We start from the raw sequence: 22,967 nt of genomic DNA, 5'->3' as shown, positions 1-22,967 counted from the left end.
GGGGGGGCGGGGGGGGGGGGGTGGGGTTGTTCTGCGTGGTGGGGTTGTGGGGGAGGGGTGGCGGGTATGAAAACGGTCTGTGAACAGTGTCGCTTCCGGTCGGAAAGGTCTGGCTCTTGTCCTGACCGCTGGGTAGCATCGCAACAGCAACCACGGCACTCGCACCATCGGGCGGGCCCGACGAAGTGGCCGCTCGCACCGATAGGGAGGTGACAGGTGGCAACCATTCATCCATGGGTGACGGACGGCGACTCATCCACCGCGGAGCCGATGCTGGGCTACGCTCGGGACGTGAGCGAACGACCCTCCGGCGGCAGTGAATCCGCGTCCGGCGCGGACCGTGCGGACGGCAAGGGTAAGGGTCGCCCCCGGTCCTCGGAGGGCCTCGGGGAGCCCTCGCGTGTCCGGGGGCCGCGCATCGACCCCGACGTCGTGATTCCCCTGACGCCCACCGACGGTGTGGAACCGGACCGACGGCCCATGGCGCGGCTCTCCGGCCAACTCTCGGCACTCGTCTCCGCCGCCAATCAGCGCGGAGATCTCATCGGTGTGATTCGCAAGGCGCGCGAGAATCTGCCCGGTGACCCGGCTTTCGGTGATCCGCTGTCGGTCTCCGGGCCAGGCGGGGTGCGCGCGGTGGCGCGCGCCGCGGACAAGCTGGTCGGCGATTCCCCCAGCGCCGCACGCGAACTCGGCCTCGGCGCCCTCCAGGTCTGGCAGGCCGTCCTGGAGCGGATGGGCAAGGGGCGCGGCACCGCGGAGATCACCATCATGTTCACCGACCTGGTGGCCTTCTCCAGCTGGTCGCTCTCGGCCGGTGACGAGCAGACCCTGGAACTGCTGCGCCGTGTCGCCAAGGCCATCGAGCCGCCGATCGGCGAGCGCGGCGGCCATGTGGTCAAGCGCATGGGTGATGGCGTCATGGCCGTCTTCCCCTCTCCGGACCGGGCGGTCCGCGCGGCGGTGGCGGCCAAACGGAACCTGGCCCGCGTCGAGGTGAACGGCTACACGCCGCAGATGCGCGTGGGCCTGCACACCGGCACCCCGCGCGAACTGGGCGGCGACTGGCTGGGTGTGGACGTCACCATCGCGGCACGGGTCATGGAGGCGGGCGGCAACGGCAACACCATGCTCTCGCACGCCACCCTGGCGGCCCTGGAGCCCGAGACCCTGGCGGAGCTGGGCTACGTGCCGAAGCCCTACCGGCGCAGCTTCTTCGCCGCGCCGCTGAGCGGCGTGCCGGAGGATCTGCGCATCTACCGGCTCGACCCCGAGTAGGCTCCCGCCTTCCGGCACATTCGGTGCGCGGCGAGAGCCGTTGCCGAGCCGGTCGGGGTGCGCCTGCTGTCGCGCACCGAACCCATTGGGGACGTACCCGGCGAAACCGCCCGGACCCCGCGATATCGGCTGTCGCCGCGGCGCACGGCCGAGGCGGGATCGGCCGATCCGGTCACATCCAGAGAATCGTCCCGGCCACGGCCAGTGCCGCGCATACGCCCAGGGCGATGGCCAGTGGCCGCGCGGTCTTCCAGGTGCTGTATACGCCGCCGAGCAGGAATCCGGCGAGGGCGAGCAGGAGAATCGAGGCCACGTCGTCCAGTCTGCCCTGCCGACCGACCGGTCCCGCGCGGACCCCCTCAGCATCCGGCTGGCAAATGTGAAGATGAACGCTGGCGATTAACAAGCGGGCGTGCTTGATTTTTTATGGATCGAATGTGACCCTGTAACGGACCGCAGCGGCGAGGCTGTGGCGACACGCGCACAGGAGGGTCCGCGATGAGTCAGCTCGCGGCCGATCCGGAGCTCATCCGCATCGGCAACTGTTCCGGTTTCTACGGCGATCGGCTCAGCGCCATGCGGGAGATGCTCGAGGGCGGTGAGCTCGACGTTCTCACCGGCGACTACCTGGCCGAGCTGACCATGCTCATTCTCGGGCGCGACCGGATGAAGGACGCGAACCTCGGCTACGCCAAGACCTTCGTCAAACAGTTGAAGGACGGCCTGGGGCTCGCGCTGGACAAGGGCGTCAAGATCGTCACGAATGCCGGTGGGCTCAACCCGGCCGGACTGGCGCAGGCGATCGACGCACTGGCGCGGGAGCAGGGCCTGGACGCCAAGGTCGCCTATGTGACCGGCGACGACCTGTTGCCGCGCGCCGCGGAACTGGGTCTGGGCACACCGCTGACCGCCAATGCCTACCTGGGCGCGTGGGGTATCGCCGAATGCCTGACCGCCGGGGCCGATGTGGTGGTGACCGGCCGGGTCACCGACGCGGCGCTGGTGGTGGGTCCGGCGGCGGCGCATTTCGGCTGGGGGCGAGCGGATTTCGACGCGCTCGCCGGAGCCGTGGTGGCCGGACACGTCATCGAGTGCTCGACCCAGGCGACCGGCGGCAACTTCGCCCTCTTCACCGAGATTGCGGAGCTGGACCGCCCCGGTTTCCCGCTGGCCGAGGTGCGCCGCGACGGCAGCAGCGTGATCACCAAACACCCGGGCACCGGCGGCGCGGTCACGGTGGACACGGTGGCTGCCCAGCTCATGTACGAGATCCAGGGCGCGCGCTACGCCGGACCGGACGTGACCACCCGCCTGGACACCATCGCGCTCACCCAGGAGGGTCCGGACCGGGTCCGCATCTCCGGGGTGCGCGGCGAGGCCCCGCCGCCCCGGCTCAAGGTCTCGCTCAATACCATCGGCGGCTTCCGCAACGAGATGACCTTCATCCTCACCGGCCTGGATATCGAGGCCAAGGCCCAACTGGCGCAACGGCAACTGGAGTCCTGGTTGACCGTGCGCCCGGCCGAACTGGAATGGACGCTGTCGCGCCTGGACCGCCCCGACGCCGACACCGAGGAACAGGCCAGCGCCCTGCTGAAATGCGTGGTGCGCGACCCGGATCCGAACCGGGTGGGTCGCGGCTTCTCCAGTGTCGCCGTGGAACTGGCGCTGGCCAGCTACCCGGGCTTCTCGCTCACCGCGCCGCCCGGAAACGGTTCGCCCTACGGCGTTTTCACCCCCGGTTACGTGGACGCGAACGAGGTCGCGCACACCGCGGTGCTGCCCGACGGCTCGCAGGTGGCGATCGCGCCCGCCGCGCAGACCCTCGAGCTGGCCGAGGTGCCCGAACCCGCACTGCCGCAGCCGATTCCGTCGGGTGCGACCCGTCGCGTGCCGCTCGGCACCATCGCGCTGGCACGCTCCGGCGACAAGGGCGGCAATGCCAATATCGGCGTCTGGGTGCGCACCGAGGAGCAGTGGCGCTGGCTGGTGCACACGCTCACCGTCGACGAACTGCGCCTGCTGCTGCCCGAGACCGCCAAACTGCCCGTCACTCGGCACGTACTGCCGAATCTGCGGGCCGTGAACTTCATCGTCGAGGGCCTGCTCGGGCAGGGCGTGGCCTATCAGGCCCGCTTCGATCCGCAGGCCAAGGGGCTCGGGGAATGGCTCCGCGCCCGGCACATCGAGATCCCCGAGGAGTTGCTGTGAACACCGCATCGCGTAGCGATCCAGTGGGGGGTGGTGGTCGGGTGACGGGTGGGCACGTGCACCCCTGGACCACTCCGGAGCGGCGCGAATTGCGCGCCACCGTGCGCGGTTTCGCCGATCGCGAGGTGCTGCCCCACCTGGACGACTGGGAACGCCGGGGCGAGATCCCGCGCGAGCTGCACAAGAAGGCGGGCGCGCTGGGCCTGCTCGGCATCCAGTTCCCCGAGGAGGTGGGCGGCTCCGGCGGCGACGGCATCGACGCCGCCGTCGTGTGCGAGGAAATGCACTACGCGGGCTGCTCCGGTGGTCTGTTCGCCTCCCTGTTCACCTGCGGTATCGCGGTGCCGCACATGATCGCCGCCGGCAATGCCGAGCATATCGAGCGTTGGGTGCGGCCCACGCTGGCGGGCGAGAAGATCGGCTCCCTGGCCATCACCGAACCCGGCGGCGGGTCGGACGTGGGCCATCTCACCACCGCCGCGGTGCGCGACGGCGACGAATTCGTTGTCAATGGAGCCAAGACGTTCATCACCTCCGGCGTGCGCGCCGACTACGTCGTGACGGCCGTGCGCACCGGCGGTCCCGGCGCGGGCGGTGTCTCGCTGCTCGTGGTGGAGAAGGACACGCCCGGCTTCACGGTGAGCCGCAAGCTGGAGAAGATGGGCTGGCTGGCCTCCGATACGGCCGAGCTGTCCTATGTGGACGTGCGGGTGCCGGTGTCGAATCTGGTCGGCGCGGAGAACTCCGGATTCGCCCAGATCGCACAGGCTTTCGTGAGCGAGCGGGTCGGGCTGGCCGCGCAGGCGTACGGGCACGCGCAGCGCTGCCTGGACCTGACCCTGCAGTGGTGCCGCGACCGCGAGACCTTCGGCCGCCCGCTGATCAGCCGCCAGGCCGTGCAGAACACCCTGTCGGAGATGGCGCGCCGCATCGACGTCGCCCGTGTGTACACCCGCCACGTGGTGGAACGCGCGGCCCAGGGCGAGACCGACCTCATCGCCGAGGTGTGCTTCGCCAAGAACACCGCCGTGGAGACCGCCGAATGGGTTGCTCACCAGGCGGTTCAGCTCTTCGGCGGACTCGGCTACATGCGCGAGTCCGAGGTGGAGCGCCACTACCGCGATGTCCGCATCCTGGGCATCGGCGGTGGCACCAACGAGATCCTGACCAGCCTTGCGGCCAAGCGATTGGGGTACCAGTCTTGACTACACTGCGCACCGCCGTGGACCCGAATTCGGCGGACTACCGGGCCGCCGCCGAGGCCATGAGCGAAAAGCTGGCCGAGGTGGAGGCCGAGTACGCCAAGAACATCGCGGGCGGCGGCCCCGACAAGATGGCGCGGCACCGCAAGCGCGGCAAGCTGACCGCGCGCGAACGCATCGAACTGCTCATCGACGAGGACTCGCCGTTCCTGGAGCTGGCCCCGCTGGCCGCCTGGGGCAGTGAATTCCACGTCGGCGGCAGCGTCATCGCGGGCATCGGCATCGTCGAGGGGGTCGAATGCATGATCGTGGCACCGGATCCCACGGTGCGCGGCGGCACGTCGAACCCGTGGACGCTGCGCAAGAACCTGCGCATGAACGACATCGCGCTGGAGAACCGCCTGCCGGTGATCGGCCTGGTGGAGTCCGGTGGCGCGGATCTGCCCACGCAGAAGGAGGTGTTCGTGCCGGGCGGGCGCATGTTCCGCGACCTGACCCGGCTGTCCGCGCAGGGCATCCCCACCATCGCATTGGTTTTCGGCAACTCGACCGCCGGCGGCGCGTACATCCCCGGCATGTCCGACTACACCGTCATGATCAAGGAGCGCTCCAAGGTGTTCCTGGGCGGGCCGCCGCTGGTCAAGATGGCCACCGGTGAGGAGTCCGACGACGAATCGCTCGGCGGCGCGGATATGCACGCCCGTGTCTCCGGTCTGGCCGACTACCTGGCCGCCGACGAGCAGGACGCCATCCGGTTGGGACGCTCGATCGTCAAGCGGCTCAATTGGCAGAAGCGGGGCCCGGCCCCGCGCCCGCGCACCGAGATCATCGAACCGCGCTACGACGCCGAGGAACTGCTGGGCATCGTGCCCACCGACCTCAAGATCCCGTTCGACCCGCGCGAGGTCATCGCCCGCGTGGTGGACGGGTCCGATTTCGACGAGTTCAAACCGCTCTACGGCTCCAGCCTGGTCACCGGTTGGGCGGAACTGCACGGCTACCCGGTCGGCATCCTCGCCAATGCGCGTGGCGTGCTGTTCTCCGAGGAGGCGCAGAAGGCGGCGCAGTTCATCCAGCTCGCCAACCAGTCGAACACCCCGCTGCTGTTCCTGCACAACACCACCGGCTACATGGTGGGCAAGGAGTACGAGCAGAAGGGCATCATCAAGCACGGCGCGATGATGATCAACGCAGTCTCCAACTCGAAGGTGCCGCACATCTCCGTGCTCATGGGCGCGTCCTACGGCGCGGGCCACTACGGCATGTGCGGCCGGGCCTACGATCCGCGTTTCGTCTTCGCCTGGCCCAGCGCGAAATCCGCCGTCATGGGCGGCGCGCAGCTGGCGGGTGTCATCTCCATCGTGGGCCGGGCCGCCGCCGAGGCCAAGGGCATGCCGTTCGACGAGGCCGCCGACGCCGGGATGCGGGCCATGATCGAGGCTCAGATCGAGGCCGAATCGCTGCCCATGTTCATGTCGGGCCGCCTCTACGACGACGGCGTCATCGATCCCCGCGATACCCGCACGGTCTTGGGAATGGCCCTGTCCGCCATTCACAATGCCCCGATCGAGGGCGCCGAGGGCTTCGGCGTCTTCCGGATGTGAGGCGAGGCATGGAAATCTCGAATGTTCTGGTTGCCAACCGCGGTGAGATCGCGCGCCGGGTATTCGCCACCTGCCGTCGCATGGGTATCGCCACCACGGCCGTGTACTCCGACGCCGACGCCGCCTCCCCGCATGTGGCCGAAGCCGATGCCGCCGTGCGTCTTCCGGGCAATACTCCCGGCGAGACCTATCTGCGCGGTGAGCTGATCATCGAGGCCGCGCTCTCGGCCGGTGCCGACGCCATCCACCCCGGCTACGGATTCCTCTCCGAGAACGCCGAATTCGCCAAGGCGGTGCAGGCGGCTGGGCTGGTGTGGATCGGCCCGCCGGTCACCGCCATCGAGCAGATGGGCTCCAAGGTCGAGTCCAAGAAGATGATGGACGCCGCCGGGGTGCCGGTGCTGAAGCAGCTGGACCCGGCCGAGGTCACCGCCGACATGCTGCCGGTGCTGATCAAGGCGTCGGCCGGTGGCGGCGGGCGCGGTATGCGCGTGGTGCGCGACCTCGCCGACCTGAACGATCAGATCGAGGCGGCCCAGCGCGAGGCCGCGTCGGCCTTCGGCGATCCGACCGTGTTCTGCGAGCGCTACCTGGAGACCGGCCGCCATATCGAGGTGCAGGTCATGGCCGACACCCACGGCACCGTGTGGGCGGTGGGCGAGCGCGAGTGCTCGATTCAGCGGCGGCATCAGAAGGTGGTGGAGGAGGCCCCCTCCCCGCTGGTGGAGAAGATCGACCGCCTGCTCGCGTCAGACCCGGAGGCGGTAGCGGAATCGAGCGAGAGCCAGCCGGATGGCTGCCAGTTGAGGGCGGCGGTGGGAGACGGGCGGGCCCACGGAGGGTCCGCGAGCGGGCGAGATGGGCACGGCATGCGGGCGCGGCTGTTCGAGGCGGCGCGGCTGGCATCCGAGGCCATCGGCTACGAGGGTGCGGGCACCGTCGAGTTCCTGGCCGACGAGAAGGGGGAGTTCTTCTTCTTGGAGATGAACACCCGCCTCCAGGTGGAACATCCGGTCACCGAGCAGACCACCGGCCTGGATCTGGTGCGCCTGCAGTTGCAGGTGGCGGCCGGACGCCCGCTGCCCGCGACGCCGCCCGCCCTGCGCGGCCACTCCATCGAGGTGCGCCTCTACGCCGAGGATCCCGCGCAGGACTGGCAGCCGCAGAGCGGTACCGTCCATGCGCTCGACATCCCCGGCACCGCAGGCGAATTCACCGTGCTCACCGAGCCGGGCGTGCGCCTGGACAGCGGTGTGGTGGACGGTTCGGTGGTGGGCGTGCACTACGACCCCATGCTCGCCAAGGTCATCTCCTACGCCGAAACCCGGGACGAGGCGGCGCATCTGCTGGCCTCGGCCCTGCAGCGGGCCAAGATCCACGGCCTGGTGACCAACCGCGATCTGCTGGTGCGGGTGCTGCGGCATCCGGCCTTCCTGGCCGGGGACACCGATACCGCCTTCTTCGCCACCCACGGCCTGGACGCGCTCGCCGCCCCGCTGGCCTCGGAAAGCGCTGAGACACTGTCGATCACGGCGGCTGCCCTGGCCGACGCCGCCGCCAATCGCGCCGCCGCGCGGGTGGGCGGCGGGCTGCCCAGCGGCTGGCGGAACCTGCCGTCGCAGCCGCAGTCCAAGTCCTACGAGAGCCGGGTGACCGGCAAGCACGAGGTGCGCTACCGCCTGACCCGCGCGGGTCTCGAGGTGGACGGGCTGCCGGGCCTGGAACTGGTGGACCTCACCCCGAACACCGTGGCGTTGCGCATCCCCGGCGAGCGCGGCGCGGTGCTGCGCCGCTTCGAGGTGGCCCGCTACGGCGATCTGGTCGCCGTCGACTCCCCGCTCGGCCCGGTGACCGTGCGGCGGCTGCCGCGTTTCGAGGATCCGGCCGACCAGGTGGCGGAGGGCTCGCTGCTGGCACCCATGCCGGGCGCGGTCATCCGCCTCGGCGCGGAGCTCGGCGCACGGGTGGAGAAGGGCCAGCCCATCCTGTGGCTGGAGGCCATGAAGATGGAACACGCCATCGCCGCCCCCACCGCCGGTACCCTCACCGAACTGAACGTCGCGGTCGGTCAGCAGGTCGACGTCGGCGCTGTGCTCGCCGTTGTGCACAACGAAAACCAGGAGTAGGCAATGAGCTTCATCGAAACCGACGAACAGAAGGCGCTGCGCGCGGCGGTGGCCCAACTGGCCGCCAAATACAACTACCGCGACTACGTACGCGCCAAGGCGTTGCGGAACGAGCCGCTCACCGAACTCTGGGACGAGGCAGGCGAACTCGGCTTCCTCGGCGTGAACCTGCCGGAGGAGTACGGCGGTGGCGGCGCGGGCATCTACGAACTCGCGCTGGTGCAGGAGGAGCTGTCCGCGGCGGGTGCGGGCCTGCTGCTGATGGTGGTCTCGCCCGCCATCTGCGGCACCATCATCACCAAGTACGGCACCGAGGAGCAGAAGCTGAGCTGGTTGCCGCGCTTGGCCGACGGCACCGCCAAGATGGTCTTCGGCATCACCGAGCCGGACGCGGGCTCCAACTCGCACAAGATCACCACCACCGCCCGGCGCGACGGCGGCGACTGGATCCTCAACGGCCGCAAGATCTTCATCTCCGGTGTGAACCAGGCCGAGGCCGTGCTCATCGTGGCGCGCACCGAGGACGCCAAGACCGGCAACCTCAAGCCCGCGCTGTTCATCGTGCCCGTCGACACCCCCGGCTTCGTGAAGAACCGGCAGGAGATGGACATCATCGAGCCGGACAGCCAGTACACGCTGTTCCTCGACGACGTGCGACTGCCCGCCGACGCCCTGGTCGGCCAGGAGGACGCGGCCATCGCGCAGCTGTTCGCGGGCCTGAACCCGGAGCGCATCATGGGCGCGGCCATGGCGGTCGGCATGGGCCGCTACGCCATCGACCGGGCGGTGGAGTACGCCAAGGAGCGCCAGGTGTGGAAGACGCCGATCGGTGCGCACCAGGGCATTTCGCATCCGCTGGCACAGGTGAAGATCGAACTGGAGCTGGCCAAGGTCATGATGCAGAAGGCCGCCGTGCTCTACGACTCGGGCGACGACTTCGGGGCCGCCGAGGCCGCCAATATGGCGAAATACGCTGCCGCCGAGGCCAGCATCAAGGCGCTCGATCAGGCCATCCAGACCCACGGCGGTTCCGGCCTCACCTCCGATGTCGGTCTGGCGGGCATGCTCGCCGCCGCGCGCATCGGCCGCGTCGCCCCGGTCAGCCGGGAGATGATCCTGAATTTCGTCGCCCAGCACTCGCTGGGCCTGCCGAGGTCGTACTGACATGACCGATACCGAACCCACCCCGGAAACCACGCCGGTCGTCCGCTACGAGGTGCGCGACGGCTTCGCGGTGCTCACCCTGGATTCCCCGCACAACCGCAATGCCCTGTCCTCGCGGCTGGTGGCCGAACTGCTGGACGGGCTGGAGCGGGCGGGTGCGGACGAGGCCGTGCGCGGTGTCGTCCTGACCCACACCGGCACCACCTTCTGCGCCGGTGCGGACCTGAAGGAGGCCCTCGACGCCGATCCCGCGGCGGCCGCCGACATCCGCACCCGCTGGGCGGTCCAGGTGTTGCGGCGCATCCTGGAACTGCCCAAGCCCGTGGTGGCGCGGATCGACGGCAACGTGCGCGCGGGCGGGATGGGCATCGTCGCGGCCTGCGATATCGTCGTCGCCGGTCGCGGCAGCAGCTTCGCCCTCACCGAGGCGCGGCTGGGCCTGGCCCCGTTCATCATCTCGCTCACCCTGCTGCCGCGCATGACATCGCGGGCGGCGGCTCGGTACTTCCAGACCGGTGAGACCTTCGACGCCGACACCGCCGAGCGCATCGGCCTGATCACCATCGCCGCCGACGACGCGGCGGCGGAGGTGGCGCGGCTGTGTGGTGAGCTGCGCAAGGGGTCCCCGCAGGGGCTGGCCGAGAGCAAGCGGCTCACCACCGCCCACATCCTGGCCGAATTCGATCGCAGCGCCGACGACCTGGCCAAGCGCTCGGGCAGCTGCTTCGGAACCCCCGACGTGATCGAGGGCATGACGGCCTTCTTTCAGCGGCGGCCACCGCGCTGGGCAGAATAGCGGCCATGGCGACACCTCACGAACCCAAGCAGGACCGCAGCCGGGCCACCCGGCAGCGGCTGCTGGAGGCGACCATCGACTGCCTGGCCGAGCTGGGCTGGGCGGCCGCCACCGTGGCCGTGGTGGCCGAACGCGCCGGGGTGTCGCGCGGGGCGGCCCAGCATCATTTCCCCACCCGTGAGGATCTGATCACCGCGGCCCTGGAGTACATGTTCGAGTCGCGGATGACGCAGTCGAAGAGCGAGGCCCTCGCCCTCGGCGAGGTCGCCGAGGGTGCGGGCCGCACCCACGCCGTGGTCGTCTCCCTGGTGGAGTCCTACACCAGCCCGCTGTTCAAGGCGGCCCTCCAGGTGTGGACGCACGCCGCCGCCGATCCGGCCCTGCGGGAGCGCATCGTCCCCATGGAGGCCCGCTTCGGCCGCATCTCGCACCGGATGGCCGTGGAGGCGCTCGGCGTCGACGACTCCGACCCGGTCACCCACCACCTGGTCCAGGCCACCCTGGACCTGGCCCGCGGCCTCGGCCTAGCCGACGTGCTCACCGACGACTCGCTGCGCCGCAAGGAGATCGTGCAGCAGTGGGCCAGTACGCTGCACAACGCACTGCACCCGCCGTCCTGACCCAGCGCGCGGCGGTCGGCCCTCGGAGTTCGCATGCCGCCGTGTCACACTCGCGCACGCCCCGTCGTCAACTCGGTGAACCCGACGGACGAAGGAGCACAGCAATGAACGAGACCATGCGGATCGCGGTGGCCGGTGCGACCGGGCGACTGGGCCGCCATGTGGTGGATGTGCTGAAGGAACAGGGCCACGAGGTGGTGGCATTCTCCCGCGCCAACGGCGTGGATGTCGAGACCGGAGCGGGCCTGGAGGAGGCGCTCGCGGGCGTGCGAGTGGTCATCGACGCCTCCAGCACGCCGTCCGACGACCAGCACATCGCCACCGAGTTCTTCACCGCCGCCGCGCGCAATCTCCACGCCGCGGGCCGCAAGGCAGGCGTCGAGAAGCTGGTCGTGGTGTCGATCATCGGCATCGACAACTCGCGGGCCGGTTACAACGCCGCCAAGCTCGCCCATGAGCGGGCGCTGCTCGAAGGCCCGCTGCCGGTGCAGATCCTGCGCGCCGCGCAGTTCCACGAACTGGTCGAGGTCATGGTGCAGTGGGGCACTCGGGGCGAGGTCGCGCACTTGCCGAAGATGCGCACCCAGCTGGTCGCCGCGCGCACGGTCGCGGAGGCGCTGGTCGACCTGGCGATCAAACCCGCGCCGGTCGCCACCGGCCCCTTCCTCGAGGTCGCTGGTCCGCGGGCGGAGACCATGGCGGGTGCGGCGGCCGCGCTCATGGCCAAGCGCGGCAGCGGTGTTCGGATCGTGGAGGTCAGCGACCCGGAGAATCCGGATCGTGAGCAGTTCGAAGACGGCACCCTGCTGCCCTCCGCGCACGCCTACCTGGCCGGGCCCTCGTTCGCGGAATGGCTTGCGGCCCGGACAGCCTGATCACCAGCCGAAAACCTCGGCGATCTGGATGGATTCGTCATCCCAGCGGTGTTCGATGGCTTCCCGCTCCCGCTCCGGGAGGGCGGGGCTCCAGCCCGATCGACGCCAGAATGATTCGCGGTGTTCGTCGCTGAGCGGGAGCGGACGCTGGGGTAGGGGACAGGTCATGGTGACATTTCCGGAAATCGCTGGTGCGGTCTTCAATTCAGCGTAGGGGGTGATGCGCGTTGGATATGGCGAAATCAATCCCGGTGGACACGACGACACCCCCGCCCGGATGGACGGGGGCGTCGTGTGTTGCCGATTACGCCGATGTCGGCTGGGTCAGGTCGTAGACCGTCACCCCGTCGACCTCCTCCGCGGTGAAGTTCGCCGCGATCCAGGCGGTGACCTTCGAGCTCTCCGAATCCGCGGAACGGCCTGGGCCGCCGCCGTTTCCGCTGCCGGTGAGGAAGTAGTGGATGCGGCCCTGCGCCACATACCGCTGGAACTGCTCCAGCGTGGGTGACGGGTCGCTGCCATTGAAGCCGCCGATGGGCATGACGGGAAGCTCCGTGGCCAACTGGTATCCCGCCGCACTGTTGGAGCTCACGGTCGCGGCGACCCAGGTGTAGGCGTCGCCGTCGGCCAGCAGCAGAGCGGTGAGCCGCTCGCTCGGCTCGCTCGCCCCCATGACCCCACCCGCCGGACCGCCACCCATCGCGCCGCCTGCCGGACCGGCGCCCGGCGCACCATCGGCCAGGCCCCCGCCGGTAGCGCTCGGATTCCCCTGCGCGCCAGCACCGTCGGTCGCGCCGCTGGACAGTGTGCCGTCCGTACCGGGAGGTGCAGCTCCGCCACCCGGCGGCGGGAGTTGCTTGCCGTTCGGCGCTGCGGGTGTGCCGCCACCGGCCGCACCATCAGTGCGGCCATCGTCCATGGCCTGGCGACCGCCCGGCCCGCCGTGCCCCGGGCCGAAGCCGCCGCCGACGTCCGGACCGGCGGTCGGGATCGCACCCTGATGCGCGCTGGCCAGGGTGTCCACCGTGTAGGCGACCGGGCCCGCGAGCCCGACCGTCAGGGCGAGTGACGCCGCGGCCAGGGACAGCCGGCGGGCGGGAACCAGCATCAGCACGGTGGCCGCGATGCCGCCGATCAGGATCGTCCAGCGCAGCCACGGCACGAAATCGGCGCTGCGGGACAACAGCATCCAGGCGGTGGCGGTGCTGAGGCCGACGGCCAGCGCCAGCGCCACCCGCACCCAGGCGACTTCGCGCCTGCGCCAGAGCTGCACCGCGCCCGCACCCACCAGTGCCGCCACGGCCGGTGCCAGCGCCACCGTGTAATACTGATGGAAGATCCCCTGCATGTAGCTGAACACCAGCCCGGTCACCAGCAGCCAGCTGCCCCAGAGCAGCAGTGCGGCCCGCTGTGGGTCGGTCCGGGAGACCTTGCCGCGCAGCGCGATTCCGGCGAGCAACAGCACGAGTGCCGCCGGGATGAACCAGGCGATCTGGCCGCCCTGCGCCGGGTCGAACAGCCGGGTGATGCCGGTGCTGCCCCACATGCCGTTGCCGCCCGCCGGTAGTTCACCGCCGGGTCCGATGCTGCCGGTCTCGTCGCCGTTCAAACGGCCCAGACCGTTGTAGCCCAGTGTCAGTTCGATGATCGAATTGTGCTGCGAGCCACCGAAATACGGCCGGTCGTCGGCGGGCCACAGCTGGGCGATGAGCACCCACCAGCCCGCACCGGCGACCATGGCGAATCCGGCCGCGAACAGTTGCGCGATGCGTTTCCCGAGCCGCGGCGGACCCGCGATCAGGTAGGTCAGCGCCAATGCGGGCACCACCAGCAGCACCTGCAATTGCTTTGCCAGGAAGCCCAATCCGATGAACAGCCCGCACAACAGCAGCCATCGCCAGCGGCCGGACTCCACCGCTCGCAACATGGCCCAGGCCGCCGCGATCATGAGGAACACCAGCATGGCGTCCGGGTTGTTGAACCGGAACATCAGGGCCGCGACCGGCGTCACGGCCAGCGCGATCCCGGCCAGCAGCCCCGCGCCCGGACCGAAGTACCGCCGCACCGCCGCCCACAGCAGCGCTACCGAACCCACGCCCAACAACAGCTGCGGCAGCAGCATGCTCCAGCTGTGCAGCCCGAATATCCGCACCGAGATCTCCATGGGCCACAGCGACAGTGGCGTCTTGTCCACGGTGATGGAGTTCGCGGCGTCGGAGGAGCCGAAGAAGAACGCCTTCCACGACCGCGAACCCGCCTGCACCGCGGCCGCGTAGAAACTGTTGGCCCAGCCGTTGGCGGTGAGATTCCAGAGGTAGGCGAGCGCGGTGCCGACCAGCAGCACCGCCAGCGCCGGATAGTCCCAGCGCGGGACGCGGGGTGTGCGCGGTTCGGGGGCTTGCGCCGGGTGTCGGGGCCGGGCGAGTGTCGCGGTCATGCGCGCGCTCCTTCCGGCCGCGTGTGCTCGGGCGTATTCCGGAACACCCAGCGCAGTCCCACGAAACGAGCAAGGGTGGCAATGAGATTGGCGGCCACCAATACCAGCAGTTCCACGTGCACCGATGTGCCCGGGGCCCAATGGTGCAGGGCGAAAAGCGATCCCGAGGTCACCAGCAGCCCGAACCCGAAGATGGCCAAGCCCTGGACGTGATGGGAGACGGCCCGGGTCGCGCCGCGCACCCCGAAGGTGAAGGCGCGGTTGGCGGCGGTATTGCCGACGGCGGTGACGAGCAGCGCCAGGAAATTGGCGGGCTGCGGTCCGGTGATCGGTTGCAGCGCCACATACAGCAGCAGATAGGCCAGGGTGGAGACCACGCCGACGATGCCGAACCGCACCAGCTGTCCGACCATGCCCAGCGGTACCCCCTCCACCAGCGGTTCGCGTCCCACGGCGGCCCGCAGTTCGTTGATCGGCAGCCGTCCGGTGGTGAGCGCGCGACCGACCCGCCAGATCCCCAGCAGGTCCTTGCGCGCGGTGTCCACGATGTCCACCCGGCTGTCGGGATCGTCGATCCAGTCCACCGGCACCTCGTGGATGCGCAGACCGGCCCGTTCGGCGATGACCAGCAGTTCGGTGTCGAAGAACCATTCACCGTCCTGCACCAGCGGCAGCACCGCCCGCGCCACCTCGGTGCGCATGGCCTTGAATCCGCATTGCGCGTCGGAGAATCGGGCGTGCAGCGAGGTGCGCAGGATCAGGTTGTAGCAGCGCGAGATGAACTCCCGTTTGGGTCCGCGCACCACCCGCGACGAGGCCGCCAGCCGGGTGCCGATCGCGACGTCCGAGTGCCCGGACACCAGCGGCGCGACCAGCGGCAGCAGCGCGTTCAGATCCGTGGACAGGTCCACGTCCATATAGGCGACCACCCGCGCGTCCGACTCCTGCCACACGGTGCGCAGTGCCCGCCCGCGCCCCTTGCGGTCCAGATGCACCACCCGAACCCCGGCCAGGCTCGCGGCCAGCTGCCGTGCGACGAGCAGTGTGCCGTCGGTGGAGGCGTTGTCCGCGATGGTGATTCGCGTCGTGAACGGAAAACTCTCCCGCAGGAAGGCGTGCAGCCGCGCCACGCACGGCCCGAGATCACGCTCCTCGTTGTACACGGGCACGACCACGTCGACAACGGGCGTGGTCACAGCCCCGGCTGATTCCGCCGCCCGAACGGCGGTCATGGTGTCGGTCATGCCGACCACGCTCGCGCCCGACACTGGGCCGTCCCTGCGCCCGGCCTGGGAGGTTGCTGGGAGCCGGACTACCCGGCCCTGCTCGGAACTCCTCGCCGAACGCCGGTGTCAGAGCTCGTGCAGCCGCCACAGCGGGGACACCGGCCCGTGCCCCGCTCCGAGGTCGTAGGCCGCCTCCAGGCACCGCCGCGTCCATTCCTTGGCGAAGGCGAAGGCGTCCGGCACCGGGTAGCCGTGGGCGAGGGCGCAGGCCAGCGCGGCCGCCAGGGTGTCGCCGCCGCCGTGGTCGTTGCCGGTGGCGATGCGCTCGGCGGTCAGCTCGTGGAATTTCTCGCCGTCGAACAGCAGGTCGGTGCTATAGGCGGAGCTGCGCAGATGGCCGCCCTTGACGATGGCCCAGCGGGGGCCGAGGGCGTGCAGCGCCTCGGCGGCGCGGCGCGCGCTGCGGTCGTCGACGACCTCCACGCCGGTGAGGAGCCGCACCTCGTCGAGATTGGGGGTGACCACGGTGGCCAGCGGGAACAGGGTGTAGCGCACCGCGTCGAGGGCCTCGGCGTGCAGCAGCGGATCACCGTGCATGGAGGCCGCCACCGGGTCCACGACCAAGGGGATGTCCCCGCCGCCGCCGATGCCGACCTCGCGGCACACCCCGGCCACCGCCTCGATGATGGCCGTGGAGGCGAGCATGCCGGTCTTGGCCGCGCCGATACCGATATCGGTCACCACGGTGCGCACCTGATCGGCCACGATCTGCGGCGGAATCTCGTGAAAACCGCTGACGCCCACGGTGTTCTGCACGGTTACGGCGGCCACCGCCACGCAGGCGTGCACTCCGCACAGGGCCATGGTGCGGCTGTCGGCCTGAATTCCGGCCCCACCGCCGGAGTCGGTTCCGGCAATGGTCAGCACACGAACCGGAGTCTTGCCATTGGGCGTGAGCGGTAGCAGTTCCACGCCGCTGACCCTACGCGGAGCCGCCGCGTGGAGGCGTGGGTCATCCGGCCACCGTGCCTCGTCCCCCGTGGGCCGACGATGCGCCGGGCGGACGGCGTCGGAGCGCGTGGGACGCGGGCGGGGTTCGGTGGGGCGACCCGCTCACCGTAAATGAAAACGGTTATCATTAACAGGTGACCTCAGCCCAGACCCGCCCCCTGCCCGTGACCGTGCTCTCCGGCTTCCTCGGAGCCGGGAAGACCACCCTGCTCAACCACATCCTCGCCAACCGCGAGGGCCGCCGCGTGGCCGTCATCGTCAATGACATGAGCGAGGTGAATATCGACGCCGCCCTGGTGGCGGGCCAGGGCCACCTGGACCGCACCCAGGAGAAGCTGGTCGAACTCACCAACGGCTGCATCTGCTGCACGCTGCGCGAAGACCTCATCGAATCGGTCGGCAAGCTCGCCCGGGAGGGCCGCTTCGACCAGTTGGTCATCGAATCCACCGGCATCTCCGAACCCATGCCGGTGGCCGCTACCTTCGAATGGGAATTCGAGGACGGTTTCACACTCGGCGACATCGCGCGCTTGGACACCATGGTGACCGTCGTCGACGCCTCCACCTTCCTGTCCGAGGTGGTGCGCGGTGAATCCCTCGAGCAGCGGGAGATGCAGGCGGGGGAGGGTGACGCCCGCACCATCTCCGATCTGCTGGTGGATCAGGTGGAGTTCGCCGACGTGCTGATCATCTCCAAAACCGATCTGGTGAGCGCCAATGCCGTCGGCAGCGTGGAGGCCACCATCCGCCGCCTCAACCCCAAGGCCAAGATCCTGCGCGCGGTCAAGGGTTCCGTCGATCTCTCCGAGGTGCTCGACACCGGCCTGTACAACCCCGACCTGGCCGCCGAAACCGCGGGCTGGGAGGAGGAATTGGCGGGCGGGCACACCCCCGAGACCGAGGAGTACGGCATCCGCAGTCTCACCTACACCGCCGACCGCCCCTTCCACCCCGAGCGCCTGGACGCGGCGCTGACCCAGCTGCGCGGACTGTTGCGCAGCAAGGGATTCTGCTGGATCGCCAGCCGCCCCGAGCTGGTCGCCATCTGGTCGCAGGCCGGACCGAACCTCACCTTCGAACCGGCCGCCTTCTGGTCATCGCTCGAGGAGCAGCCGGGCTCGGAGATCGTCTTCATCGGCGTGAAACTGGACCGCGAGCGGGTGCGCACCCTGCTGGACGAGGCCCTGCTCACCGATGCGGAACTCGCCGCGGGACAGCGAGCGTGGGTGAACTACGCCGATCCGTTCCCGGCCTGGGGCGAACTCCACTCGCACGCCTGAGCGCCGGCGGGGCGAGCGGCGCGAGCTCGCCCCAAAGTTATGGTGCGGGTACCATAACCATATGGGCTTGAAGAAGACGACGGTCATGGTCGATGAGGCCGATCTCGAGTTGGTGAAGAAGGCCGCAGCGCGCGAAGGGCGGCCGGAATCCGAGTACTTTCGTGAGGCCTTTCACCTGGCCGCGATACGTACTCGGCGATGGGACGAGGTGTGGGATATCCCGGTTCTCGACTACGGGCATGCCGTGACAGCGGATGAGATCGACAGCGTTGTGCGAGAAGCGATCACCGATACCGAAGCCGACGCTGGATGATACTGATCGGCGATACCTCCGGTCTGATCGCCGCATTCAACTCGGCGGATCCTGAGCACTCCGACGCGCGCGCCGCGCTGCAGCAGGCGGCACTGACCGTCGTCTCGCCTCTCGTCTTGCTCGAAGTCGAACACGTCACCACTCGCAATCTCAACCGCCGCGCCGCGTACGCGGTCAATGACTGGTTGCTGGCGCAAGAGCGCATCGGGCGCATCGAAGTGCCCGCGGTGTCCGCAGATCTGCTGCGGGTCGCGCGCAAGGTGCAGGACAGGTACTTGTCCCTGCGCTTGGATCTCACCGACGCCACCAATGTCTCGCTTGCCGAACGGTACGAAACGGTGGAGGTGTTGACGCTCGACCGTCGCGACTTCCGTGCGATCACGCCCCTCACCGGTCATAGCGCCTTTCGTCTGCTGCCCGACGATCTCTGAGCGTGCCGTGCCCCACGACGCCCCCGCTGCGCGCTGCGCTGTAACGGATTCGGCCCGCACCCGGGCCGGGTGCGGGCCGTGAATATCTCCGCTCAGCGGAACTGCGCGTAGAACTCCGTGATCTCGCCCGCCATCAGCTTCGGGGCGGCGTGGTGCAGGTAGTGGCTGAACACGTCGTGGGTCTTCCAGGACACGATGTTGTGGTCGCGGTCGGCGAACCGGCGGATGCCGTGGAAGTCGCCGTTCGACCCGCTCAGGGCCATGGGCACGGTGGTCGGCTCGGTCGGCTGCTCGGCCCGCGCGTTCTCGAAGTAGATGCGGGTGGACGAACCGGCGGTGCCGGTCAACCAGTGGATGGCGATATGGGTGAGCACGAAGTCGTCGTCCAGATCCGGGCCGAGCAGCTGGCCGAGCCAGCCCACCAGCCCGGCAGGCGAGTCCATGATGGCGTGCGCCAGGGTCTGCGGCTGCTGGGAGTGCAGGATATTGAAGCTCATCTTGTTCTTGGCGAACCAGTCCAGCGTCTCCAGCGCCTGCGCCTCGCTGTCGGTGAGATCGGCCATCTCCGCCGGATCGCCGGACGGGAATGAATACACCTGCGCCACATGTGATCCCACCATGTGCTCGGCATCGATCCGGCCCAGTTCGGCGGAGATCGCGGATCCGGCGTCATTGCCGACCGCACCGTAGCGCTGGTATCCGAGTCGCCGCATGAGCTCCGCCCAGGCGGTGGCGATACGGGTGTTGTCCCAGCCCGATTCGGTGGTCGGACCGGAGAAGCCGAACCCCGGGATGGACGGGATGACCAGATCGAAGCCCGCCGCGGTGAGCGGTTCGATCACGCCGAGGAACTCCACGAAGGTGCCCGGCCAGCCGTGGGTGAGGATGAGCGGGAAGGCCTGCTCTCGCTCGGAGCGCACATGCAGGAAATGGATGTCCTGACCGTCGATCTCGGTGATGAACTGCGGGTACTCGTTGAGCTTCGCCTCGACCTCGCGCCAGTCGAATCCGCCCTGCCAGTACTCGACCAGGTGCCGCACCCGATCGACGCTCACGCCGTAGGTGTCACCGGAGCCCGGGATCTGGTCGGCCCAGCGGGTGCGGGCCAGGCGGTCGCGCAGATCGTCGAGGTCGGCCTGCGGAACCTCGATGCGGAAGGTGCGGATGGCGGTGGCGTTCATGATTCTCTCCCGGTTTGGAACGGAATGCTTTGTTCTGTTCAAACTATAGCGGAACGGATCATTCCGTTCAAGTGCTATGCTGAAATCATGACCGAAACTGCCGAAACCCCAGCTCAGCGCGCACTGCCGGGCCGCAAGGCGCAGGCCGCCCGCAACGACGAACTCATCCTCCGCGCCGCCCGCGAGGTATTCCTCGCCGATGCCACCGCTCCGATCGCCGCTGTCGCGGAACGCGCGGGCGTCGGTATCAGTGCCCTGTACCGCCGCTACGCCAACAAGGAGGCGCTGCTGCGCACGCTCTGCCACGACGGCCTGCGCCGCTACAACGCCGAAGCCGAGGCGGCGCTGGCCGACTCCGACGGTTGGCAGGGCCTGGTGGGATTCCTGCAACGCGTGGTGGATGCCGACGTGCATTCGCTGACCGTCCACCTGGCGGGCACCTTCACCCCGGACGAGTCGATCTTCCCGGATGTGCAGCGATCCGCGGAGCTGAACGAGGAGCTGATCCGCCGAGCGCACGCGTCCGGCACCCTGCGCGCGGATGCGACCGTGGCCGATCTCGGACTCGTTCTCGAGGCGTGCGCGGCCGTCTCCCTGCCGGACCCGGACCGGACCGCGCAACTGCGCCGCCGCGTCCTGGCCATGCTCGTGGACGGGCTCGCCGCCTCGGGAAAACTCCCCGGCCCGGCGCCGCGGCCGGGCGAATTCGCACAGCGCTGGCAGCCGAAGCGCTGACATTCGCGCATCGGACACACCGAATCGAGCGGGAACGACCACTTTCGCCCGCCCGTCGCGTCCATAGTGGTGACAGCTGTCCGCCCCGCAGGAAGGCTCGAGCCATGAACTGGACCCTCGAGGTCGTGATCGTCCCGGTATCGGATGTGGATCGCGCCCTGGACTTCTACGCCCGCCAACTCGGCTTCACCGTCGACCACGACACGCATATCGCCGAGGGCATGCGGGTCGTGCAACTGACCCCGCCCGGCTCCGGCTGCTCCATCGTCATCGGGGAGGGCGTGGTGCCCCATATGGAGCCGGGCTGCCTCAAGGGCCTGCAACTGGTGGTGCCCGATCTGAAGCGCGCCCACGCCGAACTGGTGGAGCGCGGCGTCCCCGTCAGCGATATCGAGGTGGTCGGCGTGAATCCGTCCCCCACCGCCGACCCGCTCGACAATGTCGGCTTCATCTACTTCGACGACCCGGACGGCAACAGCTGGGGCGTCCAGCAGATCTCCGCGCGGGCCTGAGCGCCCGGCCCGCAGCGGCTGCGGGCCGGGCGTGCGTGGCTACGAGACGACCGGCAGGTACACCTGCTTGCCGCTGGCCGCGAACTCGGCGGACTTCTCGGCCATGCCCGCCTCGATGGCCGCCACATCGGTGAGGCCCTGCTTCTCGGCGTACTCGCGGACATCCGCGGAGATGCGCATGGAGCAGAACTTCGGGCCGCACATGGAGCAGAAGTGCGCGGTCTTGGCGGGTTCGGCGGGCAGCGTCTCGTCGTGGTACTCCCGCGCGGTGTCGGGGTCCAGCGACAGCGCGAACTGGTCGCGCCAGCGGAACTCGAAGCGGGCCTTGGACAGCGCGTCGTCGCGGGCCTGCGCGCCCGGGTGGCCCTTGGCGAGGTCGGCGGAGTGGGCGGCGATCTTGTAGGTGATCACGCCGACCTTCACGTCGTCGCGGTTGGGCAGGCCCAGATGCTCCTTCGGCGTGACATAGCAGAGCATGGCGGTGCCGGCCTGGGCGATGATGGCCGCGCCGATGGCCGAGGTGATGTGGTCGTAGGCCGGGGCGATATCGGTGGCGAGCGGGCCCAGCGTGTAGAACGGGGCCTCCTCGCACCATTCCTCTTCCAGGCGAACGTTTTCCACGATCTTGTGCATGGGCACGTGGCCCGGGCCCTCGATCATCACCTGCACGCCATGGGATTTCGCGATCTTCGTCAGCTCGCCGAGGGTCCGGAGTTCGGCGAACTGCGCCTCGTCGTTGGCGTCGGCGATGGAACCGGGCCGCAGGCCGTCACCGAGGGAGAAGGTGATGTCGTACTTCGCCAGAATCTCGCACAGCTCAGCGAAATTCGTGTACAGGAACGACTCCTGGTGATGCGCCAGACACCACGCCGCCATGATGGAACCGCCGCGCGAGACAATGCCGGTGACGCGCTTGGCGGTGAGCGGGATGTAGCGCAGCAGCACGCCCGCGTGCACGGTCATGTAGTCCACGCCCTGCTCGGCCTGTTCGATGACGGTGTCGCGGTAGATCTCCCAGGTGAGCTTGGTGGGATCGCCGTTCACCTTCTCCAGCGCCTGGTAGATCGGCACGGTGCCGACCGGGACCGGGGAGTTGCGCAGAATCCACTCGCGGGTCTCGTGGATGTTCTTGCCGGTGGACAGGTCCATGATGGTGTCCGCGCCCCAGCGGGTGGCCCACACCATCTTCTCCACCTCCTCGGCGATGGAGGAGGAGACGGCCGAGTTGCCGATATTGGCGTTGATCTTCACCGCGAACTTCTTGCCGATGATCATCGGCTCGGATTCGGGGTGGTTGTGATTGGCCGGAATCACCGCCCGCCCGGCGGCGACCTCGTCGCGCACGAGTTCGGGGGAGACGCCCTCGCGGGCCGCGATGTAGTGCATCTCCTTGGTGATGATGCCCGCGCGAGCCCAGGCCAGCTGGGTGCGCGGACCGGGCACGTCCGGCTTGGCCCAGGCGTCGCGCAGCTTGGGCAGGCCCGCCTCCACGTCGATGCTCGCGCTGGAGTCGGTGTACGGGCCGGACGTGTCGTACACGTCGAAATGCTCACCATTGGTGAGGTTGATGCGTCGCACCGGAATGCGCAGCGTCGTGCCGTCGGCCTCGAGCTGCTGGTAGTGCTTGACGCTGCCTTCGATAGGACCGGTGGTCACCGTGTCCACCGGCGCGGACCGGCCGTTCGTGGACGCGACTCGATCAGGTGACATTGTGAATCCTCCCTACGCCGGCATTACCCGGTCAGGTTCATACGGTCGACGGCCCACTAGCCGTCCTCTCAGCCCGCTGGTGCGAGCCCCCGTTGGCATGCGAATAGATAACGCTGCCGACCATACCGGTCCCGCGTGAGTCGCGTCACGGGACCGCCGCGGGCGGCGGATACCCGCGTACGCGCACTCGTGCCCCCCCCCGCGCCGGGTGGGGGGGGGGGGCCGAGTCACAGGGGGTGGGCGAGGAGGGGTGTG

21 protein-coding genes and 1 riboswitch are annotated in these 22,967 nt (G+C 69.2%); of the genes, 14 read left to right on the top strand and 7 right to left on the bottom strand.

The genetic code is table 11. From position 1 onward, the window contains the following. Window positions 1-480 precede the first annotated feature (480 nt). Complete coding sequence (locus QK444_RS10410; protein WP_282779322.1) at window positions 481-1,278, top strand: adenylate/guanylate cyclase domain-containing protein; 798 nt, start codon at window positions 481-483, stop codon at window positions 1,276-1,278. 172 nt (window positions 1,279-1,450) lie between these two features. On the opposite strand, the gene QK444_RS10405 is transcribed toward QK444_RS10410, so the two are convergent. After that, complete coding sequence (locus QK444_RS10405; protein ID WP_282779317.1) at window positions 1,451-1,591, bottom strand: hypothetical protein; 141 nt, start codon at window positions 1,589-1,591, stop codon at window positions 1,451-1,453. 185 nt (window positions 1,592-1,776) lie between these two features. On the opposite strand from QK444_RS10405, the gene QK444_RS10400 reads away from it, so the two are divergent. The 8 genes from QK444_RS10400 to QK444_RS10365 all read left to right on the top strand — a co-directional run bounded on the left by QK444_RS10400 (window position 1,777) and on the right by QK444_RS10365 (window position 11,876). Beyond that, window positions 1,777-3,489 (top strand): acyclic terpene utilization AtuA family protein, encoded by a 1,713-nt coding sequence (locus tag QK444_RS10400; RefSeq protein WP_282779316.1) that lies wholly within the window; start codon window positions 1,777-1,779, stop codon window positions 3,487-3,489. Window positions 3,490-3,545: 56 nt separating this feature from the next. Continuing rightward, entirely contained in the window at window positions 3,546-4,694 is a 1,149-nt protein-coding gene (locus QK444_RS10395; protein WP_282779320.1) for an acyl-CoA dehydrogenase family protein, read from the top strand. Continuing rightward, window positions 4,691-6,295 (top strand): carboxyl transferase domain-containing protein, encoded by a 1,605-nt coding sequence (locus QK444_RS10390; RefSeq protein WP_282779315.1) that lies wholly within the window; start codon window positions 4,691-4,693, stop codon window positions 6,293-6,295. The genes QK444_RS10395 and QK444_RS10390 overlap by 4 nt, the downstream gene beginning before the upstream one ends. Window positions 6,296-6,303: 8 nt before the next feature. Next, window positions 6,304-8,421 carry a biotin carboxylase N-terminal domain-containing protein gene (locus QK444_RS10385; protein WP_282779314.1) on the top strand — a complete coding sequence of 706 codons (2,118 nt, stop codon included), beginning with the start codon at window positions 6,304-6,306 and terminating at the stop codon, window positions 8,419-8,421. Between the two features lie 3 nt (window positions 8,422-8,424). Further along, on the top strand, window positions 8,425-9,585 hold the full coding sequence (locus tag QK444_RS10380) for an acyl-CoA dehydrogenase family protein (protein ID WP_282779312.1): 1,161 nt from the start codon (window positions 8,425-8,427) through the stop codon (window positions 9,583-9,585). A 1-nt stretch (window position 9,586) separates the two neighbouring features. Next, window positions 9,587-10,381 (top strand): enoyl-CoA hydratase family protein, encoded by a 795-nt coding sequence (locus tag QK444_RS10375; protein ID WP_282779310.1) that lies wholly within the window; start codon window positions 9,587-9,589, stop codon window positions 10,379-10,381. A 5-nt stretch (window positions 10,382-10,386) separates the two neighbouring features. Beyond that, window positions 10,387-11,001: a TetR/AcrR family transcriptional regulator gene (locus QK444_RS10370; protein WP_282779308.1), complete on the top strand. Its 615-nt coding sequence runs from the start codon at window positions 10,387-10,389 to the stop codon at window positions 10,999-11,001. A 104-nt stretch (window positions 11,002-11,105) separates the two neighbouring features. Then, window positions 11,106-11,876, top strand: a complete 771-nt coding sequence (locus tag QK444_RS10365; protein ID WP_282779307.1) for an NAD(P)H-binding protein — start codon at window positions 11,106-11,108, stop codon at window positions 11,874-11,876. Here the strand turns inward: QK444_RS10365 and QK444_RS10360 are convergent, their stop codons facing one another. From QK444_RS10360 to thiD, 4 genes are all read right to left on the bottom strand, one after another. Continuing rightward, a complete protein-coding gene (locus QK444_RS10360; RefSeq protein WP_282779306.1) occupies window positions 11,877-12,044 on the bottom strand; it encodes a hypothetical protein in 168 nt (55 codons plus the stop codon). Window positions 12,045-12,180: 136 nt separating this feature from the next. Further along, entirely contained in the window at window positions 12,181-14,313 is a 2,133-nt protein-coding gene (locus QK444_RS10355) for a glycosyltransferase family 39 protein (protein ID WP_282779305.1), read from the bottom strand. After that, entirely contained in the window at window positions 14,310-15,545 is a 1,236-nt protein-coding gene (locus tag QK444_RS10350; protein ID WP_282779318.1) for a bifunctional glycosyltransferase family 2/GtrA family protein, read from the bottom strand. The genes QK444_RS10355 and QK444_RS10350 overlap by 4 nt, the downstream gene beginning before the upstream one ends. 120 nt (window positions 15,546-15,665) lie before the next feature. Continuing rightward, complete coding sequence (gene thiD, locus QK444_RS10345) at window positions 15,666-16,511, bottom strand: bifunctional hydroxymethylpyrimidine kinase/phosphomethylpyrimidine kinase (RefSeq protein ID WP_282779304.1); 846 nt, start codon at window positions 16,509-16,511, stop codon at window positions 15,666-15,668. A gap of 173 nt (window positions 16,512-16,684) precedes the next feature. On the opposite strand from thiD, the gene QK444_RS10340 reads away from it, so the two are divergent. From QK444_RS10340 to QK444_RS10330, 3 genes are all read left to right on the top strand, one after another. Beyond that, on the top strand, window positions 16,685-17,830 hold the full coding sequence (locus QK444_RS10340) for a GTP-binding protein (RefSeq protein ID WP_282779302.1): 1,146 nt from the start codon (window positions 16,685-16,687) through the stop codon (window positions 17,828-17,830). 61 nt (window positions 17,831-17,891) lie between these two features. Further along, on the top strand, window positions 17,892-18,143 hold the full coding sequence (locus QK444_RS10335) for a ribbon-helix-helix protein, CopG family (protein ID WP_039817850.1): 252 nt from the start codon (window positions 17,892-17,894) through the stop codon (window positions 18,141-18,143). Beyond that, the gene (locus tag QK444_RS10330; RefSeq protein ID WP_039817849.1) at window positions 18,140-18,574 is read left to right on the top strand and encodes a PIN domain-containing protein; all 435 of its coding nucleotides are present in this window, start codon (window positions 18,140-18,142) and stop codon (window positions 18,572-18,574) included. Before QK444_RS10335 ends, QK444_RS10330 begins: the two co-directional genes overlap by 4 nt. Before the next feature lie 92 nt (window positions 18,575-18,666). Here the strand turns inward: QK444_RS10330 and QK444_RS10325 are convergent, their stop codons facing one another. Further along, on the bottom strand, window positions 18,667-19,755 hold the full coding sequence (locus QK444_RS10325) for an epoxide hydrolase family protein (RefSeq protein WP_282779290.1): 1,089 nt from the start codon (window positions 19,753-19,755) through the stop codon (window positions 18,667-18,669). A gap of 87 nt (window positions 19,756-19,842) precedes the next feature. Here QK444_RS10325 and QK444_RS10320 point away from each other — a divergent pair, with 87 nt between their 5' ends. Both QK444_RS10320 and QK444_RS10315 read left to right on the top strand, forming a co-directional pair. After that, complete coding sequence (locus QK444_RS10320; RefSeq protein WP_282779289.1) at window positions 19,843-20,490, top strand: TetR/AcrR family transcriptional regulator; 648 nt, start codon at window positions 19,843-19,845, stop codon at window positions 20,488-20,490. Window positions 20,491-20,594: 104 nt separating this feature from the next. Continuing rightward, window positions 20,595-21,002 (top strand): VOC family protein, encoded by a 408-nt coding sequence (locus QK444_RS10315; protein WP_039817845.1) that lies wholly within the window; start codon window positions 20,595-20,597, stop codon window positions 21,000-21,002. 39 nt (window positions 21,003-21,041) lie between these two features. Here QK444_RS10315 and thiC read toward each other — a convergent pair whose 3' ends face one another. Then, entirely contained in the window at window positions 21,042-22,712 is a 1,671-nt protein-coding gene (thiC, locus tag QK444_RS10310) for a phosphomethylpyrimidine synthase ThiC (RefSeq protein WP_282779286.1), read from the bottom strand. Next, a riboswitch (TPP riboswitch) is annotated at window positions 22,705-22,815 on the bottom strand. (Overlaps the previous gene by 8 nt.) Between the last annotated feature and the right edge of the window lie 152 nt (window positions 22,816-22,967).

The sequence above is a fragment of the Nocardia sp. CC201C genome, from assembly GCF_030010695.1.
Taxonomy (GTDB): Bacteria; Actinomycetota; Actinomycetes; order Mycobacteriales; family Mycobacteriaceae; genus Nocardia; species Nocardia otitidiscaviarum.
This window is presented reverse-complemented; position numbering and strand designations above follow the sequence as displayed.

Bases quoted from the DNA above. Each gene is read 5' to 3' on its own strand.
- QK444_RS10410 (WP_282779322.1), top strand. From the start codon at position 481: ATGGCGCGGCTCTCCGGCCAACTCTCGGCACTCGTCTCCGCCGCCAAT.
- QK444_RS10400 (WP_282779316.1), top strand. From the start codon at position 1,777: ATGAGTCAGCTCGCGGCCGATCCGGAGCTCATCCGCATCGGCAACTGT.
- QK444_RS10385 (WP_282779314.1), top strand. From the start codon at position 6,304: ATGGAAATCTCGAATGTTCTGGTTGCCAACCGCGGTGAGATCGCGCGC.
- QK444_RS10380 (WP_282779312.1), top strand. From the start codon at position 8,425: ATGAGCTTCATCGAAACCGACGAACAGAAGGCGCTGCGCGCGGCGGTG.
- QK444_RS10375 (WP_282779310.1), top strand. From the start codon at position 9,587: ATGACCGATACCGAACCCACCCCGGAAACCACGCCGGTCGTCCGCTAC.
- QK444_RS10370 (WP_282779308.1), top strand. From the start codon at position 10,387: ATGGCGACACCTCACGAACCCAAGCAGGACCGCAGCCGGGCCACCCGG.
- QK444_RS10365 (WP_282779307.1), top strand. From the start codon at position 11,106: ATGAACGAGACCATGCGGATCGCGGTGGCCGGTGCGACCGGGCGACTG.
- QK444_RS10360 (WP_282779306.1), bottom strand. From the start codon at position 12,044: ATGACCTGTCCCCTACCCCAGCGTCCGCTCCCGCTCAGCGACGAACAC.
- QK444_RS10355 (WP_282779305.1), bottom strand. From the start codon at position 14,313: ATGACCGCGACACTCGCCCGGCCCCGACACCCGGCGCAAGCCCCCGAA.
- QK444_RS10350 (WP_282779318.1), bottom strand. From the start codon at position 15,545: ATGACCGCCGTTCGGGCGGCGGAATCAGCCGGGGCTGTGACCACGCCC.
- QK444_RS10335 (WP_039817850.1), top strand. From the start codon at position 17,892: ATGGGCTTGAAGAAGACGACGGTCATGGTCGATGAGGCCGATCTCGAG.
- QK444_RS10330 (WP_039817849.1), top strand. From the start codon at position 18,140: ATGATACTGATCGGCGATACCTCCGGTCTGATCGCCGCATTCAACTCG.
- QK444_RS10325 (WP_282779290.1), bottom strand. From the start codon at position 19,755: ATGAACGCCACCGCCATCCGCACCTTCCGCATCGAGGTTCCGCAGGCC.
- QK444_RS10320 (WP_282779289.1), top strand. From the start codon at position 19,843: ATGACCGAAACTGCCGAAACCCCAGCTCAGCGCGCACTGCCGGGCCGC.
- QK444_RS10315 (WP_039817845.1), top strand. From the start codon at position 20,595: ATGAACTGGACCCTCGAGGTCGTGATCGTCCCGGTATCGGATGTGGAT.
- thiC (WP_282779286.1), bottom strand. From the start codon at position 22,712: ATGTCACCTGATCGAGTCGCGTCCACGAACGGCCGGTCCGCGCCGGTG.